Here is a 17,413-nt window from a genome sequence, read left to right on the forward strand (position 1 = left end):
CTAATTATTGCGGTCAGCAACCGCCGTTCTTACTTTGAGGAAACCTTCCTTTAAGGTTTCAAAAATTTGCTCTCTAAATGACTGATCCAACTCCCCTTCTACTTCATTCAATAGTGCCATAGCATCTACTTTGCCCTCTTTACCAAAAATTTTATCGGTCAAGATCTCTTGTTGTGCCTTTCTCAGCAATGAATCTACTTCAGCACTTGAAACCGGCAAATTGCTATTTTCCAACAAATTGACTTGAGCAACGACCTCTGCAATTTTTGCATTTAACAACTGCTCTTTTGTGTTGGTTATAATTTCATTTTCAGTAATATCTCTATTAACCTCCTCGTTAGAGGCTATTTGCGAATCATTGTCTATCGCCTTCTCTATTTTTTCCCTTGGTTCATTTATTTTTTTTTGAACAATAACTCTTTGTGCATTGATAACTTTTTCTTCTACTTCTTTTTGGTTGATTACCTCATGCTGCTTTTCAGGTATGTTAATACTTTCTTTAGGCGTTTCTACTATTTGAACCTCCGTATTAATAGCTGCCTCCTGCCTATTAAAAAATATTGTAGAAATCAGCAATACTCCAACAAAAGCTGCCGCAATACTATACCAAAAGAACCTATTGGACTTTGAGGTCTCTGGTGATTGCAACTGACTGGAAATCTTGTCCCAAGATTCCATTGATGGGCTTATCTCCCTTTCGTTCAGTTTGTTCTTAATATGTTTTTCAAATTTATCGGGTTCCATAACCTATAATATTTTGTTGCTGCAATTTTTCTTGCAGTGTTTTTCTAGCTTTAAATAATTGCGATTTTGATGTGCTTTCCGAAATCTGCAACATCTCTGCAATTTCATTGTGCTTATAACCTTCAACTACATATAGCACAAAGACCATTTTATATCCTTCTGGTAAAGCATCTATGAGCATTTGTATGTATTCAACATCCATATCGGAAGAAATTATGCTCGTTCCCGATTCGTATCTGTCATATAACTCATCATCATAGACCACAAATTGTTGTTTTCTGACATAAGAAATGCTCTCGCGTATCATTATCCGCCGTATCCAACCTTCAAAACTCCCTTTGAACTTAAAAGTGTTCAAATTTTTGAAAACCTTTAAAAACCCGCAGATCATAACGTCCTCGGCAAATTGTAAATCTTTCACGTATTGCCTACACACCCCCAACATTTTGGGTGCATACTTATCATAAATACGCTTCTGCGCATCTTGATTTTCCGCAGTTGCTCTTTTTATGAGTTGTTTCTCGTTGTTATAAAATGGAATGATCTTCAAATTGTTTGATTGTCTTCTATAAAGATAGACGCAAAATTAAAGGAGATGGTTGCCTAAGGTTTAAAAAAAATTCAAACCCATAGCTATCAATTTGATTTTGAATGATTTAAAACTATTTTTTTCTGTCAACCACATAATCCACCATCAACTCTAGCGAATCTCTATATGCCGATTTTGGGTAACTTAAAAGTAAATCCAAGGCTTGTTTCTTAAACTCATGCATTTTAGACTCTGCATAGGTTAAACCTCCTTTGTCTTTGACAAATGCAATTACCTCTTTAACTCTTTTCTTATCTCGGTTATGATTCTTAACCGAGTTTATGAGCCATTTCTTTTCGGATTTTGAACATATATTCAAAACATGGATAAGTGGCAAGGTCATTTTTTGTTCCTTAATATCTATTCCAGTAGGTTTCCCTATTTTCTGTTCGCCATAGTCGAAGAGGTCATCCTTAATCTGAAAGGCCATACCACAAAACTCTCCGAATTTTCTAAAAGTTTCTACTTCCTCAGATTCTGGTTTGACAGAACAGGCGCCCATACTACAACAGGCAGCGATTAAAGTTGCTGTTTTTTGGCGAATTATATCATAGTAAATTTCTTCATCAATATCCAATCTACGTGCTTTCTCTATCTGCAAAAGCTCACCCTCACTCATTTCACGAACCGCCACGGATATAATTCTCAATAAATCAAAATCGCCATTATCAAGTGATAATAAAAGCCCTTTTGAAAATAGGTAATCACCAACCAGTACTGCAATTTTGTTTTTCCAAAGTGCATTTATAGAGAAAAAACCTCTACGTTTATTGCTTTCATCTACTACATCATCATGCACCAAACTTGCCGTATGGATCAATTCTATAATAGAAGCTCCGCGATAGGTACGTTCATTAACCTCACCATTATTCAATAATTTGGCAGTCAGGAACACGAACATAGGACGCATCTGCTTTCCTTTTCGGTTTACTATATAATAGGTGATGCGATTTAGTAGAGCGACCTTGGAAGACATGGATTCGCGGAACTTGGTTTCAAAAAGCTCCATTTCCTGATTAACAGGATCCTTTATTTGAGATACAACTTTCAAATAATTTAGTTTAACGTCTTACCTGGTTTGGTCGCTAAATTTAGGGAAAAAAATATGGTATTTTCTTAAATACAAAGGGTGAATTGACAAATGCTACGACTTATTCGCCAATTGACCACATGCGGCATCAATATCCTTGCCTCTTGAGCGCCGAACTGTCACCGTAATTCCTCTACGCTCAAGTGTGTCTACATACATATCAATGGCTTTATTATTTGCTTGTTGAAAATCACCATCATCTATAGGGTTATATTCTATCAAATTAACCTTGGATGGAGCAAATCTACAGAAATCGACCAAGGCCTCAGCATCATTTAGTGTGTCATTTATTCCTTTCCAAACGACATACTCATAAGTTATTCTACTCTTGGTCTTACTGTACCAATATTGTAAAGCCTCTCTTAAATCTGCCAACGTCAGCGTTGCATTAAAGGGCATAATCGAAGTTCTAATCTCATCTATGGCAGAATGTAATGAAACGGCCAATTTGAATTTAACCTGCTCATCGGCCATTTTCCGAATCATTTTAGGTACCCCGGAGGTTGAAACAGTGATTCTTTTTGGTGACATCCCCAATCCATCGGGAGAGGTGATTTTATCAATTGCCTTTAGCACATTATTGTAATTCATTAAGGGTTCACCCATGCCCATGAAGACAATATTACTTAGAGGCCTATTAAAATACAATCGACTCTCATTATCAATTGCAACCACCTGATCAAAAATTTCATCAGGATTAAGATTACGCATCCGCTTTAATCTCGCTGTTGCACAGAACTTACAATCCAAACTACAGCCTACTTGACTAGATACACAAGCTGTTGTTCTTGTTTTTGTTGGAATCAAAACCGATTCTACCACCAAATCATCATGCAAACGAACGGCATTTTTGATTGTGCCATCCTTGCTTCTTTGCATTTGATCTACCTTGATATGATTGATCACAAAATTAGAAGTCAAAAGGGTTCTAGTTTCTTTGGAAATATTGGTCATTACCTCAAAAGAATATGCAGACTTTTTCCAAAGCCATTCATAGACCTGATTTCCACGAAAAGCCTTATCGCCATTGGCAACGAAAAACTCTCGCAATTGATCCAAGGTCAAAGCCCTAATATCTTTCTTTTTGATAACTTCTTTCATTATTCGATTGAAACTAAAAACCCGCTCTATAAAAAATATCAATAAAGCGGGTTTTAAATTCTCTGGTTTTACGGTTCCTTTTTTAAGGGAAAAGCAAAGCTTATATAATCAACATTGCATCACCATAAGAATAAAACTTATAGCTTTCCAAGATAGCTTCTTTATATGCCTTCTTCATTAAATCATGCCCTATGAAAGCCGAAACCATCATCAGTAAGGTAGATTTTGGCAAATGAAAATTAGTGACCATACAATTTGCAATACTGAATTCGTACGGTGGAAAAACAAATTTATTAGTCCAACCATTGAACGTATTCAAAGTATGTTCTGAAGAAACCGCGCTTTCCAATCCGCGCATAGCTGTTGTACCAACTGCACACACTTTTCTTTTATTGCTCTTGGCATTATTGACTATTTCAGTGGCTTTTTCATCAATAATCAACTCTTCACTATCCATCTTATGTTTGGATAAATCTTCAACTTCTACAGGGTTGAAAGTTCCTAAACCAACATGCAAAGTCAATTCAGCGAAATCCACTCCCTTGATTTCAAGGCGCTTCAATAAATGTTTAGAAAAATGCAAACCAGCAGTAGGTGCAGCCACGGCACCCTCATGTTTTGCATATATAGTCTGGTACCGTGTTTCATCTTCCTCCTCAACATCACGTTTAATATACTTTGGCAATGGAGTTTGGCCTAGTTCACGAAGTTTTCTTCTAAAATCTGTATAAGAGCCATCATATAAGAAACGTAGCGTTCTACCTCTAGATGTCGTATTGTCAATAACCTCGGCAACTAGACTTTCGTCCTCTCCAAAATAAAGCTTGTTGCCAATACGTATTTTACGTGCTGGATCAACAAGAACATCCCAAAGACGTTGTTCTTCATTCAATTCACGTAGTAAAAACACCTCAATACGTGCACCTGTTTTTTCCTTATTACCATATAATCTAGCAGGAAAAACTTTAGTGTTGTTCAAGACCATTACATCTCCTTCATCAAAATAATTAATCAAATCCTTGAACATTTTATGCTCAATCTTGCCAGTTTCTCTATGGATGACCATTAATTTAGATTCGTCCCTGTTTTCAGCAGGGTACTCAGCTAACAAATCATTTGGAAGTTCAAAATTGAAGTGCGATAATTTCATATGGTTGTAATTATTGTAAATTTTATTAGCAAAAATTGCGGCTGCAAATATACGACCTCGACATAGCGGATGTCAAGTAAATCGCCGATTAAATCATAATTATAATTTCCGAAGCTTAAAACCAAGGGTCTCAAGGTCTTTCCAAAAATCGGGATATGATTTGGAAACTACCTCGGCATCATTAATATTGAACGAAGTTTTTAAAGCTAAAGGACCAAAGGCCATGGCCATTCTATGGTCATTATACGTATCAACCGAAACGCCTGATTTAATACTATTTGATTTTTTTAAAGTCAAGGTCTCATTTGTCACCACAACATCTGCACCGAACTTTGTAAGTTCATCGTGCATTGCCACCAACCTATCTGTTTCCTTAATCTTAAGGGTATGTAAGCCTCTTAGTTCACAGCCTATTCCCAATCCAAGACAGGTAACCGCAATGGTCTGGGCAATATCGGGGGCATTGGCCAAATCGCACTCAATTAAATCAAGTGAACAATCCTGAGTCTTCGTTAATACTATTTCGTTATTGACAAATGTGGTATCTACACCAAAGCTTTCATAAATATTAGCTAGTACACTATCTCCCTGTAAACTGTCTCGTTTATAGGAGCCCAATTTAATTTCTGAACCAACTTTACTCAAGGCAACAATACTATAGAAATATGAAGCAGAACTCCAATCAGATTCTACGACCAATTCTGTTCTCCCAACATTATTTTTTGGCAAAACTTTGATAATATTATCACTAAAAGAGGTCTCAACTCCTATTTGGTTTAATAGCCCCAATGTCATCTTTATATATGGGACGGAAGTTATCTCACCTACTAAATTGAGCTCTAAACCATTTTCCAAGCTAGGGGCAATCAGCAATAAAGATGAGATGTATTGACTACTTATATTCGCAGGCAAACTAACCTGATGTTTTTGGATTTTTTTTCCTTTTATCTTAATTGGGGGATAGCCTTCGTTATTTACATATTCAATATCGGCACCCAAATTTTTTAAAGCATCGACCAATACTTTCACTGGTCTCTCTGTCATTCTTTGAGAACCCGTCAAAACCACTTCTTTATCCGGTTGGGAGGCAAAATACCCTGTTAAAAAACGCATTGCCGTACCTGCATGATGAATATCTACTTCCCCATTTGAAATAGCAAGACCTTTCTGCATGACCTCAGCGTCATCAGAATTAGATAAATTTTCTATAGATATGTTTGGATAAAGGGCTTGTAACAATAATGAACGGTTAGATTCACTTTTTGAGCCGGTAATTTGCACAGAGGAATTTAAAAAATCACTGGCTGGACCAGATAGGTTTAATTTCAAGATAGATAGGTTTAAAAGAAAAGCCCAAATATAACATTATTTGAGCTTCTCATTGTTTTGGTGCCTATCATGGTCCCGTTTAGCTTTAAGACCCATTTTCTTATTAAAAGCTTCCTCTAAATCAATTCCTGTTTGATTGGCCAGACAAAGAACCACAAAAAGTACATCGGCAAGTTCTTCTCCAAGATCTTTGCCTTTGTCCGATTCTTTTTCACTCTGCTCACCATATCTTCGAGCAATAATACGGGCCACTTCACCAACCTCTTCAGTTAGCTGGGCCATATTGGTCAATTCATTAAAATAGCGAACGCCATGTTCTTTGATCCAATTATCTACCTCCTGCTGCGTTTTTTGTATTCCCATTATTCCCTGTTTTTTGAATCAATACTTATAGTAACCGGACCATCATTCAACAACTCTACTTTCATGTCAGCACCAAAAATACCTGTTCCTACATTCTTACCCAGATCCTTTTGAATTTGCCCTACAAACTTCTTATAAAGCGGTATTGCAATATCTGGTTTTGCAGCTTTAATATATGAAGGTCTATTGCCTTTTTTGGTAGATGCGTGCAACGTAAACTGACTAACAACAATGACATCACCGCCAACGTCCAATAATGATTTGTTCATAACACCATTTTCATCATTGAAAATCCTAAGATTCAATATCTTTCTTGAAAGCCAATCAATATCTTCTTGACCATCTTCATTTTCAACCCCCAATAGTATCAAGTAACCCAAACCTATACTTGATACCACTTTATCGTCAACAGTCACTCTAGCCTTTGAAACCCTTTGAATAATAATCCTCATATTTATAATCTTCTTACCGTCACTTATCTATTGATTATTCTCAAAATTATCAATTCGATAAGTCTCGTCATCACCAGAAACCATTTGCGCATAGCTCTTATATCTGGACCACGTGACTTCATTACTTTCCAGGGCTGCCTTAACCGCACATTTTGGCTCATCTAAATGAAGGCAGTTATTGAATTTGCAATCAGCTTTAAGTTTAAAAAATTCTGGAAAATAATCCCCGATTTCATCTTTTTCCATATCAAAAATCCCAAAACCACGAATACCAGGAGTATCAATAATCCTGGCATCAAAACTTAAATCGAACATTTCAGCAAAAGTAGTCGTATGTTGGCCCTGCAGGTGTTGTTCAGATATCTCAGTGGTCTTAATATTCAGTTCAGGCTCCAAAACATTTATCAATGTAGATTTACCCACGCCTGAATTACCAGAAAACATACTGGTTTTACCTATCATTAGATTTTTAACCTTATCAACATTTTTTCCAGTTTTTGCAGAAATACCAATACAGGTGTAACCAATTTCACGATACAAAGCCGCCAAATACTTCACCTCAAGTAGTTCTTCCTCATCATAAGAATCAATCTTGTTAAAAAGTAAAATTGCAGGAATATCATAGGCTTCGGCAGTTGCCAAAAATCTATCTATAAAAATGGTATATGTCTTTGGGTTTTTAAGTGTTATGAGCAAAAATACTTGATCTAAGTTTGAGGCAATAATGTGGTTTTGCTTTGATAGTTTTACTGATTTTCTAACTATATAGTTTTTTCTATCGGTTATCTCAGTAATAATACCAATGGTTTCATCACCAATTTTTTCAACATCAAATTTGACAATATCACCTACTGCAACCGGATTGGTGCTTTTGATTCCCTTAATACGAAATTTGCCCTTTATCCTACACTTATAAAAAGTTCCACTATTGGTTTTTACGGTATACCAACTACCAGTAGATTTATAAACCGTGCCAACCATACATCTTTTATAAGTGTTGATACAAAGTAAATCATTTAATGGTCAAAATAATATATATTTGGTATTATTGTTGATAATCAAAATAGAACATTTATAAAACCATTACAAAATGAAAAAATTATTTTTACTATTATTAATTATGATCGGTTTTCAAGGCCTTTCACAAGAAACCATTACCAATGAATCTGTAGTACAGATGATGGAACTTGGTTTTGATGATTATATGATTATTGATAAAATCAATACTTCAGATGTCAAATTTGATGCTTCAATTTCAGCACTTGGAACCCTAAAAAAAGCTGGTGTATCTTCAGAGATTCTTTCTTTGATTATGGCAAAGTCAAAACAAAATACCAAATCCAAAACCGGTATTTACTACTTGGCAGAAAATGGCGAAGATAAATTGATCCAGCCCAGCGTATTTTCAGGTACAAACTCAAATGCTGCAGCTCAAAGGCTAGTTTCAGGTTTAATAAATTCCAAGAAAAAGGCTCAGTTGCCAGGTATCCATTCAAATAATGTACTAAAAACAAGAGCCCCAGAATTCACTTTTATTTTCGACCCAAGTGTAACTGAGGTTGACAATATGCAGAATAACCAAGGAGGGGATACGGGTATATTTAACTGGTGGTTTAGAATGGCCAGCAACCCTAATGAATTTGTTTTGGTAAAACTTACGGTTAAAGAGAAAAAGAACTTACGGGAAGTTATTACTGGCAAGAAAAGCTGGATAGCAAGCAGCAGCGGTATCGATCCAAAATATGCGCTGAACTTTTCTATGGAAGAAATAGAAGGCAATAAATTTAAAGTAACTCCAGATGCTTTAGAGCCTGGTGAGTACTGCTTTATTTACCAAGGTGCCGTTCCTCAAGGAAGGGATAATCAATCCGTTTTTGATTTCTCAATTCAATAAAATATTCTTTCAGCAGTAGGTAGTAAAAAGTATTAAAAGTCCTCTATGAAATCTTAGAGGACTTTTTTTATATTTTCTACGCAACCTTCTGTTTATTCAGTTGTCCTTATCTTTATATTAATTAAAACTTAAATTAGACGTCATGAAAAAATTAATTATCGTTGTTTCCTTGTTGGGTTTACTTTCATATGAAACAAATGCCCAAGAATACAAAGTAATTACCAGTGTTGAATCTATTGTATCCAGCGGATTGGGAAGGTCTCGAATAATAAGTGCTAACGAAGACAAGGATTATCAAGAGTTCACAAGCGTCCAAACTGATGAAGACAAAACCCGAAATAAATCGAAAAGAGACGAAATTAGAGTTAAGAATTTTGAGGAAACCAAATTATTGAACTTTTTCAATATTGGTGGAATTCGTTTTCAGAATATCGCAGCGAATGATGCTCTTATTACTTCAAAAATAAATACAATGGTCGCCGAAGGATGGGAATTGGCTTTTGTAACCAGCGCTGTAGAAAGTGATGGTGGTAAAGGTGATGGTTCAGGGATCTTTATTACCCGTTATATTTTTAAAAGATAAAAAAAGCCCTGATGATCTCATCAGGGCTTTTAGTTTTTAGTCTTTAATATAGACCCTGCCACCAGCCAGGGTCTTTTTATTTACATCTTTGGGATTCCCATATACATAAACATCTCCCCCAGCCTTTACATTTATATCCACTTTTTCTGATGCAAAAACTTCAGCTTCACCTGCCGCAGTTATCTTTATATCAGTATTGGAAGTCTTGAGTTCTCTACCTTCGAATACACCACCAGTATTTAATACCACCCATTGGTTTTCGGCCAAGCCTGAAGCTTCAACAATTCCACCCGTTACCGCCCTAACTTCCAAATCAACAACATCTAACCCTGCTTTTATTTGGGCACCTTCTTGTGAGCGTATTTCCAAATGGTCTTGTTTTATCAATTCATTACAAACGATTTTAGCTCCTTCATTCCCATCAATAACATCTAAATGTTTATAAAAGACCTCAATGAAAGTGTCCTCACCTCTAAACCTTTTGTCCAACTGCATTCTTAATTTCAAAGTACCGTTGTCATTCACAACTTTTATATCAAAGACATTATCACCTTTAATGGTAATTCTGTTTTCATCTGATTTTATAAGGTTCACTTCAATAAGATCAAAGACCTTGATTTTATTGAAATCACCCACTTCTTTATCTATCATTCTTTGGGCAGAAACAGTAAGTGAACTTATGGCCACTAAAAGGAAAAGTATTTTTTTCATTTGTTCTATTCTTTTTGATTTCTTTAAAGATTGAAATTAAGAATGATTGTTACAGTTTTCAAAAAAAAATCCCGATTATAAATCGGGATTTTTTCTAAGATTGCATGATCTTCTCTTGATGATTGATTGATTCTTGGTGAATTGACTTGAACATTTTAAGCACAAACTCTTCGCTCAATCCTTTTGACTCCCCTTCCAGTATCATCGCACCTAGAATCTGGTTCCAACGATTACTCTGAAGAACTGCCACATTCTTTTCTTTTTTGAGTTTTCCTATTCCATCTGATACCTTCATTCTCTTTCCTAAGGTCTCGATTAATTGATTGTCCAAAATATCTATCTGTGCCCTAAGGTTATCTAATTTACCCATGTATTCAGCTTCTTCATCAGACTCTTTTCTTATACGTAGATCTTTCATAATCTGAACCAATGTTTTAGGTGTTACCTGTTGGGCCGCATCACTCCAAGCATTTTCTGGGTCATGATGAGTCTCTATGATCAACCCATCAAAATTAAGGTCCAACGCAGTTTGGGATACATCAAAAATCATATTTCTGTTTCCAGTAATATGAGATGGATCATTGATAATTGGCAAATCAGGGAATTTGGTCTGTAATTCAATAGCCAATTGCCACTCCGGTATATTTCTATACTTTGACTTTTCATATGTAGAGAACCCCCTGTGTATAACACCTAAGTTTTTGATATTTGCGCTGTATAACCTTTCAACAGCTCCCAACCATAAAGACAAATCAGGATTTACAGGGTTTTTAATCAAAACAGTCTTCTCGGTACCCTCTAAAGCATCAGCAATTTCCTGAACAATAAATGGGCTAACAGTTGACCTAGCTCCAATCCACAATAAATCAATGTCATGCTCCAATGCCAATTCAACATGTGCTTTGTTAGCAACTTCTGTTGCCGTTTTCAATCCTGTCTCCTCCTTAACCTTTTGTAACCATTTAAGGCCTAAAGCCCCAACACCTTCAAAATTACCTGGACGGGTTCTTGGTTTCCAAATACCGGCACGATAATAGTTAACATCTGTATCTTTAAGTTCATGTGCAATTTTCAAGACCTGTTCTTCTGTTTCAGCACTACATGGGCCCGCAATAACCAACGGATGATCTAATCCTAAATCATCTAACCATGTTCTCATTTTTTTTGAATTCTCCATTTTTAGTATACTATTATTTGTTTAGTGGTATTCCTCTTAAAATTTCCTTTATTCTATTTGTATTGTTCATTTCTTTGTAAATCCCCTCAAAATCATCTTTCAGTAAAAGCTGTCTAAAGTCTTCGAGGTTTTGAATATATTCCTCTAAAGTCTCTACTACATTTTCCTTGTTCTGTTCAAAAATCGGTGTCCACATGGCTGGTGAACTTTTTGCTAAACGTACCGTACTTTCAAATCCCGACCCTGCCATGTCAAAAATATCGCGCTCATTTTTCTCTTTTTCAATTACGGTCTTTCCCAACATAAATGAACTTATATGTGATAAATGCGATACATAGGCGATATGCTTGTCATGAGCCTCTGGGTTCATATACCTAATTCGCATGCCCATTTGCTGGAATAACTCTAATGCTCTTTCTTGAAGTTTGAATGCCGTTTTTTCAACCTCGCAGATGATATTGGTTTTTCCCTGGTACAAACCATCTATTGCTGCTGATGGGCCTGAAAATTCTGTTCCTGCTATTGGATGACTTGCCAAAAAATTTCTCCTTTTCGGGTGATTTTCCAAACTTTTACAAAGGATAGCTTTTGTTGAACCAGCATCTACCACAACACAATCATCATTGACTTCTTCCAGTATTTTTGGAAGTTCAATTACCATTGCATCGACCGGTATACTAACAATTACAATATCTGCCAAATTCAAATCATTGTAGCTTGACTTGTAATCTATTATATCCAAGTTAATAGCTTCATCTAAATGGGTCGCACTCGAATCCACACCATAAATCTTGGTATTAGGGTTAAGCCTTTTTATGTCTTTGGCCATTGAACCGCCAATTAATCCGATACCGATTATAAATACATTCATCTTAAAACCTTTCTAATGCTTCTTTTATTTTTTCCAATTTCACGCAGAGCGAAAATCGAATATACCCTTCTCCGTTGCTTCCAAATATTGTGCCTGGAGCAATGAAAATATTTTTATCGTATAAAACGCTATCTACAAACTCCTCTGAGGAAACGGATCCTTTGGGTAATTTCGCCCAAACAAACATCCCCACCGCATTTTTATCATAAGAGCAATTGAGTTTATCAACCAATGCAAACATCGCTTCCCTGCGTTTGGTATAAAGTTGGTCCAATGAACTAAACCAGTCTTCTCCACTTTTCAATGCAGCAACAGCTCCTTTCTGAATACCATAGAACATGCCCGAGTCCATATTGCTTTTCACCTTCAAAATAGCGTTGATGTGTGCTTTATTCCCAAGTACCATACCAACACGCCAGCCTGCCATATTAAAGGTTTTACTTAAGGAATTAAGCTCTAAAGTCACCTCTTTTGCTCCTTCAATACTTAAAATACTAATGGGGTTTTTACTTAAGACAAAACTGTAAGGGTTGTCATTTACCAAAAGGATGTTGTTCTTCTTAGCGAACTGAACTAAACTCAATAATTGGTCCTTAGTAGCAGTAGCTCCTGTTGGCATATGCGGGTAACTAACCCACATGATTTTAACCTTGTTTAAATCTTGCTTTTGTAAATCATCCAAATTGGGAAACCAACCAGATTCCTCTGTAAGATTATACAGTCTTGGAACTCCCCCAACCAGTTTTGTAACTGAAGTATAGGTAGGGTATCCTGGATTCGGAATTAATACTTCATCGCCTTCATTTAAAAAGGCCATACTAATATGCATAATCCCCTCTTTTGATCCCATTAAAGGCAAAATCTCTGCATTTTCATCCGCAACCACATCGAATTTATCTTTATAAAAATCCGAAATGGCCTTACGTAATTGAGGTAAACCTTGATAACTTTGGTATTGATGTGCCCCTGCTTCTGTTATTGATTGTTGAATAGAAGTAATCACCTCCTCCGACGGCGCCAAATCTGGGCTACCGATACCCATATTTATTATTGGTTTTCCTTCAGTAATTAGTCCACGAACTTCCCTCAACTTTTTTGAGAAGTAATATTCTTCAACTGTCCTTAATCTTTCGGCTGTCTGAATCATATTCTCGCATTTTTATACTCTCCCAAAACCCTGAAATTCTCTGACATTATTTCCAAAAGTGATTTGGCCTTGGCAAAATTATCATATTCATCAAAAGTAACATCGACAAAAAAGGCGTATTTCCAAGGGGTTTCAATAATCGGTAACGACTGGATCTTGGTCAAATTGAGGCTACAATCACTCATCACATTCAACACAGTTGCCAAACTTCCCCTTTTGTGGTCAGTAACAAAACGTAAAGACGCTTTGTTGATCTCACTTTTAGGCCATTCCTTATTCTTGGTCTTTACTATGATGAACCTAGTTGAATTGTTTTTAATCGTCTGTATTCCAGGAGCGATAATCTCCAAATCATATAGGTCGGCAGCCACACTTGGAGCGATTGCTGCAATTCCCTTTAATTGTTTATCGTGGATTTGTTTCGCAGTTTCTGCCGTATCCACGTCCTCAACCATTTTTATATGAGGGTTTGTCTTCAAAAACTCCCGACATTGCAAAAGCGCCATAGGGTGCGACCTTACTTCTGTGATTTCATTTATAGACTGCCCTTCGAGGGCCATTAAATTGTGATGTATGTTCAAATAATGCTCCCCAATAATATGTAATTTCTTATCGTCTATCAATGCGTAATTAGGAATAATTGAACCTGCAATGGAGTTCTCTATTGCCATTACCCCTTTATCCGCTGTTGAATCAACCAAACAATCTACCAAACCATGAAAAGACATACATTCAACCAAATCAATATCCTTATCAAAATATTCCTTTGTTACTTGATGATGGTTTGAACCTTTTATTCCCTGTATGGCTATTTTTAAACTCATGATCTCTTATTATCCTAAATACTCCAGCTTTTTTTAACAAAAAAAGTCCCGTTTTTCACGGGACTCAATGTTATATTTTTTTACAATACACTACAACAGTCCCGTTTCTCTCTTAAAAAAGAAGAAAAAATAAAAACCATTATAGAAATACTGCTTACTCATCTTATTGTCAAATCTTTGGCTAAGGTAATTATTAAATTTAAAAATCGTCTTTTACCACGATTTTTTTTTGTTTTTTTCATGAATGTGCAATTTCATTAAAGAATTCCTTCTAAAATTGGGCATTTATTAAGAATCACAAATTATCTGGTCGATAGATTCATCCAATTCTTTCTGGATTCTGGGATTAGTACAGTTCGCTAAAATTGAGAGTACAATTTGTTCGTTAGGGTAAACAAACAAATTTGAATACCCCCCAACTCCGTTTCCTATGTGACCAAAATAACGTCTTCCCTTACTATCCTCACTTACCTGCCAACCTAAACCATAATAAGTAGGTTTACCATTAACTATTTGAGATGTAAGAAATTCAGAAATAACGTCGTTATCGCGAATTTCATTGTCTAAATAGAACTGCCCAAATTTGGCAATATCCTCGGAAGTGGAAACATAACCCCCACCCGCTAATTTATAATCATTATTGACCGGAATGGCTTTTCGAAAACCCAATCTACTTTTTGAGTAAAATGATGATAGATATCGAACTCCTTGTTCTAAGGTCTCGAACCCACTCAACCAGACAGCCTCACTGAATGTATTCGATAAGCCCAAAGGAATCAATACTTTTTCCCGGACATATTCTTCAAATGAAACACCACTGACTTCTTGCATCGCCAAGGAAATCAACACCCAATCAAAGCTATTGTAATGATAATCACTACCTGGCTTAAAAAGCAAATCATCGTCCTTGAATATTTCAAGACTATCCTTAATTGAATAGAGCTTGTTCAATCCATATTCTTTACCCTTGTACCCTCTGATTCCTGCGGTATGACCTGCTAATTGACGAATGGTAAAATCATATTCCTTCTTTGGAAAAAACGGAACATAATTATACAAAGAGGCATCCAGGTCTATGACTCCATCTTTTACCATATGAGCAAGGGCTGTGGCGGCAATATTCTTTGAGACACTTGCGATACGAAATATTGTTCTCTGCGGGTCAACAACTATTTTCTCCTCCAAATCGGCATATCCATATCCTTTTTGAAAAATGGTTTTACCTTCTTTCAAAACAGTAATTGCCAACCCTGGAATTCTCTTTTCTTCTATTAATGAATTCAATAAATCATCTGCTTTGGCCAATCCCTTAGAATTTGGATACAGGCTTTCATTACTCTCAGATGAAAATAGATTATTCAAATATGTCAAAATCGATTTCAAAATTGAATCAATACTTTTAATTAAAAATAATAGATAGCTATAAAGTTTTACATGGACCCACCCCTCAATATATTTCCGAAACTACTTGAAAATTAGTTTGCCCGTGTACAATTCCTCAACCTCAATTGTTGCTGGTTGATTAAAACTTATTACATCTCCAGTACCTCGGATAACTCCAGTTATTGATTGTTGTGGGTTAACTTGGATATCATTGGTTCCTCTATGATTAAGGCTAATAGTTTCAGAAACCAAATCTTCAGCTTCAATTCGTGAATCACCAGCAGCCACTGTCACACTTAAGTGCTCCGTATTTCCCCTTAATTTGAAATATGCTATTCCGTTTGCAACCACCCCTACGTTTTTCGAATTCAATTCCAAATCGAACTCCCCATCTGTGGTTTCCGCATCCGGATTTACAAAACTTTCCGAATACAACCTTATAGAAGAATAACCTAGAACTCCATTGCTTTTAATTGGCAACCCAGTGCTACTTCGTATTTCTGTAATATTTGGAGAAGTAACATATACTTTGGTAAGACCATAATCCCTGAAGAAATTACAACCGTTTTCATTTTGCAAAATCAATCTATCACCTTCAACGTATGCAGTAACTTCGTTTAGAAGAAATTCACCCGTTTCAATCTCCACCTTTTGCACATCACCTTGCTCAAGTATTAAGCTAACATTTTCAAACACCGTTATTTTTGCGAAAGTGTCCATGTCAACTTCTACCCTAACAAGTTCTCCGGCATCTTGAAAACAGTCCGGTGCATTCTCATTATTACAAGAGATCAAAATCATAAAAAGTAATATGTTCAGTATCTTTTTCATAATCTCACTCCAATTCCGAATTCAACCGCTTCGGCCTTAGCCCCATGTGATTTTAAGGTTATTGCTCCAAAAATCTTATCACCAAAATAACGTTTTAGTCCAACCCTGTTATACATCTTCCCTTCAAAATCAAAAGGGTAATAAACATAATAACCTAACTGCGTTATTATGGACATCTCATTAATAAATAATTCATGACCCAAAAAAAGACCAACACGTTTGTAGTCATCATCCGAAGAAACGCCATTTTCAGGAAAAGCAATGGATTGAAACCTTATCAATTCCTTCAAAAATCTTGAAAAATAAATATCTGCACCTATTTGAATTGCACTCTTTCTACCCAATCGTTTGTCAGCATAAGCTGATATAATATAAAAAGGATATTGACCCATATCTATAACATCACTTTCATTCAATCCTGCCCTAAAAACCAAGTTATACTTTATAGGTTCGGTGACATTTACTTTTTCCGGATCAACCAAATATGCCAATTCTTTTCCTCCATCCAAATCATAAATCAAGCCAGCGTTAAAGGCAAAAGTATTGGTAGATGTATTAGGGGCTCTAAAGTTGGCATTTGAATAGTGGATGATTGAAACCCCCGCCTTAAAACCTAATCCCTTGAAGATATTTTCTTTGTGGTAGTTCAACATCAGATATGTAGAACTCATAAAATCAGAGCCATAGGCATTATTCCTGAAGTTTTCATACTTATCATAGGGGTTCGAAGTATGGGCAATCCCCTGACCTATACGAAACTGCATGTTTCGTTTGAAGAAATAGAAATTATAATGTGCATAAAGACTGTAATTATGGCCCAACGTTGAATTGTTCATATTTTGGTAAATGAACGAAGCTCCTATGTCCGGGTAATTATATTCTTGATGCCATTCTTCATCTCCGTAGGTTTTACGATTTAGACTCAATATCAATCCAGCTGGATGGTCAGAAATGAGATGTGATATATCAGTATTATGAAGCATAATCGATCCATAATACTGATTTACATCTAAAGTATATTTCATTAGCTTCTCATTACTCTGCGAAAAGCCAATGGAAAATACCAGTAAAACTATGGGAAGTAACCTTAGGTTCATGGGGTGTAAAAATAGTAAAAAGTAGGTTTCCCTATTATGTGTATTACTGTTTCAAAACTCTCATTTCAAAAAAGAAA

General features: G+C 35.9%; 19 protein-coding genes. 2 read left to right on the forward strand and 17 right to left on the reverse strand.

What is annotated here, in order from left to right; translation table 11 throughout:
• The 9 genes from FB2170_RS00925 to rsgA form a co-directional block, all read right to left on the reverse strand.
• The gene (locus tag FB2170_RS00925) at positions 1-744 is read right to left on the reverse strand and encodes a hypothetical protein (RefSeq protein WP_013304612.1); all 744 of its coding nucleotides are present in this window, start codon (positions 742-744) and stop codon (positions 1-3) included.
• Positions 731-1,294: an RNA polymerase sigma factor gene (locus tag FB2170_RS00930; protein ID WP_013304613.1), complete on the reverse strand. Its 564-nt coding sequence runs from the start codon at positions 1,292-1,294 to the stop codon at positions 731-733. Before FB2170_RS00930 ends, FB2170_RS00925 begins: the two co-directional genes overlap by 14 nt.
• 112 nt (positions 1,295-1,406) lie before the next feature.
• Positions 1,407-2,384 carry a polyprenyl synthetase family protein gene (locus FB2170_RS00935; protein ID WP_013304614.1) on the reverse strand — a complete coding sequence of 326 codons (978 nt, stop codon included), beginning with the start codon at positions 2,382-2,384 and terminating at the stop codon, positions 1,407-1,409.
• A 93-nt stretch (positions 2,385-2,477) separates the two neighbouring features.
• The gene (gene rlmN / locus FB2170_RS00940; RefSeq protein WP_013304615.1) at positions 2,478-3,524 is read right to left on the reverse strand and encodes a 23S rRNA (adenine(2503)-C(2))-methyltransferase RlmN; all 1,047 of its coding nucleotides are present in this window, start codon (positions 3,522-3,524) and stop codon (positions 2,478-2,480) included.
• Between the two features lie 100 nt (positions 3,525-3,624).
• Positions 3,625-4,674, reverse strand: coding sequence for a tRNA preQ1(34) S-adenosylmethionine ribosyltransferase-isomerase QueA (queA, locus tag FB2170_RS00945; RefSeq protein WP_013304616.1), 1,050 nt, complete (start codon positions 4,672-4,674; stop codon positions 3,625-3,627).
• A gap of 99 nt (positions 4,675-4,773) precedes the next feature.
• Positions 4,774-6,003 (reverse strand): 3-phosphoshikimate 1-carboxyvinyltransferase, encoded by a 1,230-nt coding sequence (locus tag FB2170_RS00950; RefSeq protein ID WP_013304617.1) that lies wholly within the window; start codon positions 6,001-6,003, stop codon positions 4,774-4,776.
• A 36-nt stretch (positions 6,004-6,039) separates the two neighbouring features.
• Entirely contained in the window at positions 6,040-6,366 is a 327-nt protein-coding gene (locus FB2170_RS00955; RefSeq protein WP_013304618.1) for a nucleotide pyrophosphohydrolase, read from the reverse strand.
• Complete coding sequence (gene dtd, locus FB2170_RS00960) at positions 6,366-6,818, reverse strand: D-aminoacyl-tRNA deacylase (protein WP_013304619.1); 453 nt, start codon at positions 6,816-6,818, stop codon at positions 6,366-6,368. The genes FB2170_RS00955 and dtd overlap by 1 nt, the downstream gene beginning before the upstream one ends.
• Before the next feature lie 27 nt (positions 6,819-6,845).
• On the reverse strand, positions 6,846-7,799 hold the full coding sequence (rsgA, locus tag FB2170_RS00965; RefSeq protein WP_013304620.1) for a ribosome small subunit-dependent GTPase A: 954 nt from the start codon (positions 7,797-7,799) through the stop codon (positions 6,846-6,848).
• Positions 7,800-7,908: 109 nt separating this feature from the next.
• Between rsgA and FB2170_RS00970 the strand changes: the two genes are divergently transcribed.
• Both FB2170_RS00970 and FB2170_RS00975 read left to right on the forward strand, forming a co-directional pair.
• Entirely contained in the window at positions 7,909-8,712 is an 804-nt protein-coding gene (locus FB2170_RS00970) for a hypothetical protein (protein WP_013304621.1), read from the forward strand.
• Between the two features lie 142 nt (positions 8,713-8,854).
• A complete protein-coding gene (locus FB2170_RS00975; RefSeq protein WP_013304622.1) occupies positions 8,855-9,295 on the forward strand; it encodes a hypothetical protein in 441 nt (146 codons plus the stop codon).
• A gap of 36 nt (positions 9,296-9,331) precedes the next feature.
• On the opposite strand, the gene FB2170_RS00980 is transcribed toward FB2170_RS00975, so the two are convergent.
• The 8 genes from FB2170_RS00980 to FB2170_RS01015 form a co-directional block, all read right to left on the reverse strand.
• Positions 9,332-10,006: a head GIN domain-containing protein gene (locus tag FB2170_RS00980; RefSeq protein WP_013304623.1), complete on the reverse strand. Its 675-nt coding sequence runs from the start codon at positions 10,004-10,006 to the stop codon at positions 9,332-9,334.
• A 94-nt stretch (positions 10,007-10,100) separates the two neighbouring features.
• Positions 10,101-11,183, reverse strand: coding sequence for a bifunctional 3-deoxy-7-phosphoheptulonate synthase/chorismate mutase type II (locus tag FB2170_RS00985; protein WP_013304624.1), 1,083 nt, complete (start codon positions 11,181-11,183; stop codon positions 10,101-10,103).
• A gap of 13 nt (positions 11,184-11,196) precedes the next feature.
• A complete protein-coding gene (locus FB2170_RS00990; RefSeq protein WP_013304625.1) occupies positions 11,197-12,054 on the reverse strand; it encodes a prephenate dehydrogenase in 858 nt (285 codons plus the stop codon).
• Between the two features lies 1 nt (position 12,055).
• Positions 12,056-13,201, reverse strand: a complete 1,146-nt coding sequence (locus tag FB2170_RS00995) for a pyridoxal phosphate-dependent aminotransferase (protein WP_013304626.1) — start codon at positions 13,199-13,201, stop codon at positions 12,056-12,058.
• Entirely contained in the window at positions 13,198-14,025 is an 828-nt protein-coding gene (locus FB2170_RS01000) for a prephenate dehydratase (protein ID WP_013304627.1), read from the reverse strand. The genes FB2170_RS00995 and FB2170_RS01000 overlap by 4 nt, the downstream gene beginning before the upstream one ends.
• 288 nt (positions 14,026-14,313) lie before the next feature.
• Positions 14,314-15,408, reverse strand: a complete 1,095-nt coding sequence (locus FB2170_RS01005; RefSeq protein WP_013304628.1) for a serine hydrolase domain-containing protein — start codon at positions 15,406-15,408, stop codon at positions 14,314-14,316.
• An 81-nt stretch (positions 15,409-15,489) separates the two neighbouring features.
• On the reverse strand, positions 15,490-16,239 hold the full coding sequence (locus FB2170_RS01010; RefSeq protein ID WP_013304629.1) for a head GIN domain-containing protein: 750 nt from the start codon (positions 16,237-16,239) through the stop codon (positions 15,490-15,492).
• Positions 16,236-17,336 carry an acyloxyacyl hydrolase gene (locus FB2170_RS01015; RefSeq protein ID WP_013304630.1) on the reverse strand — a complete coding sequence of 367 codons (1,101 nt, stop codon included), beginning with the start codon at positions 17,334-17,336 and terminating at the stop codon, positions 16,236-16,238. The genes FB2170_RS01010 and FB2170_RS01015 overlap by 4 nt, the downstream gene beginning before the upstream one ends.
• Positions 17,337-17,413 lie beyond the last annotated feature (77 nt).

The organism is Maribacter sp. HTCC2170, from assembly GCF_000153165.2.
Classification (GTDB): Bacteria; Bacteroidota; Bacteroidia; order Flavobacteriales; family Flavobacteriaceae; genus Maribacter_A.

Excerpts from the sequence above, each read along its gene's own strand:
- FB2170_RS01015 (WP_013304630.1), bottom strand. The coding sequence starts at position 17,336 with ATGAACCTAAGGTTACTTCCCATAGTTTTACTGGTATTTTCCATTGGC.
- FB2170_RS00990 (WP_013304625.1), bottom strand. The coding sequence starts at position 12,054 with ATGAATGTATTTATAATCGGTATCGGATTAATTGGCGGTTCAATGGCC.
- FB2170_RS00995 (WP_013304626.1), bottom strand. The coding sequence starts at position 13,201 with ATGATTCAGACAGCCGAAAGATTAAGGACAGTTGAAGAATATTACTTC.
- rsgA (WP_013304620.1), bottom strand. The coding sequence starts at position 7,799 with ATGGTTGGCACGGTTTATAAATCTACTGGTAGTTGGTATACCGTAAAA.
- FB2170_RS00985 (WP_013304624.1), bottom strand. The coding sequence starts at position 11,183 with ATGGAGAATTCAAAAAAAATGAGAACATGGTTAGATGATTTAGGATTA.
- FB2170_RS01010 (WP_013304629.1), bottom strand. The coding sequence starts at position 16,239 with ATGAAAAAGATACTGAACATATTACTTTTTATGATTTTGATCTCTTGT.
- FB2170_RS00970 (WP_013304621.1), top strand. The coding sequence starts at position 7,909 with ATGAAAAAATTATTTTTACTATTATTAATTATGATCGGTTTTCAAGGC.
- rlmN (WP_013304615.1), bottom strand. The coding sequence starts at position 3,524 with ATGAAAGAAGTTATCAAAAAGAAAGATATTAGGGCTTTGACCTTGGAT.
- FB2170_RS00925 (WP_013304612.1), bottom strand. The coding sequence starts at position 744 with ATGGAACCCGATAAATTTGAAAAACATATTAAGAACAAACTGAACGAA.
- dtd (WP_013304619.1), bottom strand. The coding sequence starts at position 6,818 with ATGAGGATTATTATTCAAAGGGTTTCAAAGGCTAGAGTGACTGTTGAC.
- FB2170_RS00955 (WP_013304618.1), bottom strand. The coding sequence starts at position 6,366 with ATGGGAATACAAAAAACGCAGCAGGAGGTAGATAATTGGATCAAAGAA.
- FB2170_RS00980 (WP_013304623.1), bottom strand. The coding sequence starts at position 10,006 with ATGAAAAAAATACTTTTCCTTTTAGTGGCCATAAGTTCACTTACTGTT.
- queA (WP_013304616.1), bottom strand. The coding sequence starts at position 4,674 with ATGAAATTATCGCACTTCAATTTTGAACTTCCAAATGATTTGTTAGCT.
- FB2170_RS00975 (WP_013304622.1), top strand. The coding sequence starts at position 8,855 with ATGAAAAAATTAATTATCGTTGTTTCCTTGTTGGGTTTACTTTCATAT.
- FB2170_RS01000 (WP_013304627.1), bottom strand. The coding sequence starts at position 14,025 with ATGAGTTTAAAAATAGCCATACAGGGAATAAAAGGTTCAAACCATCAT.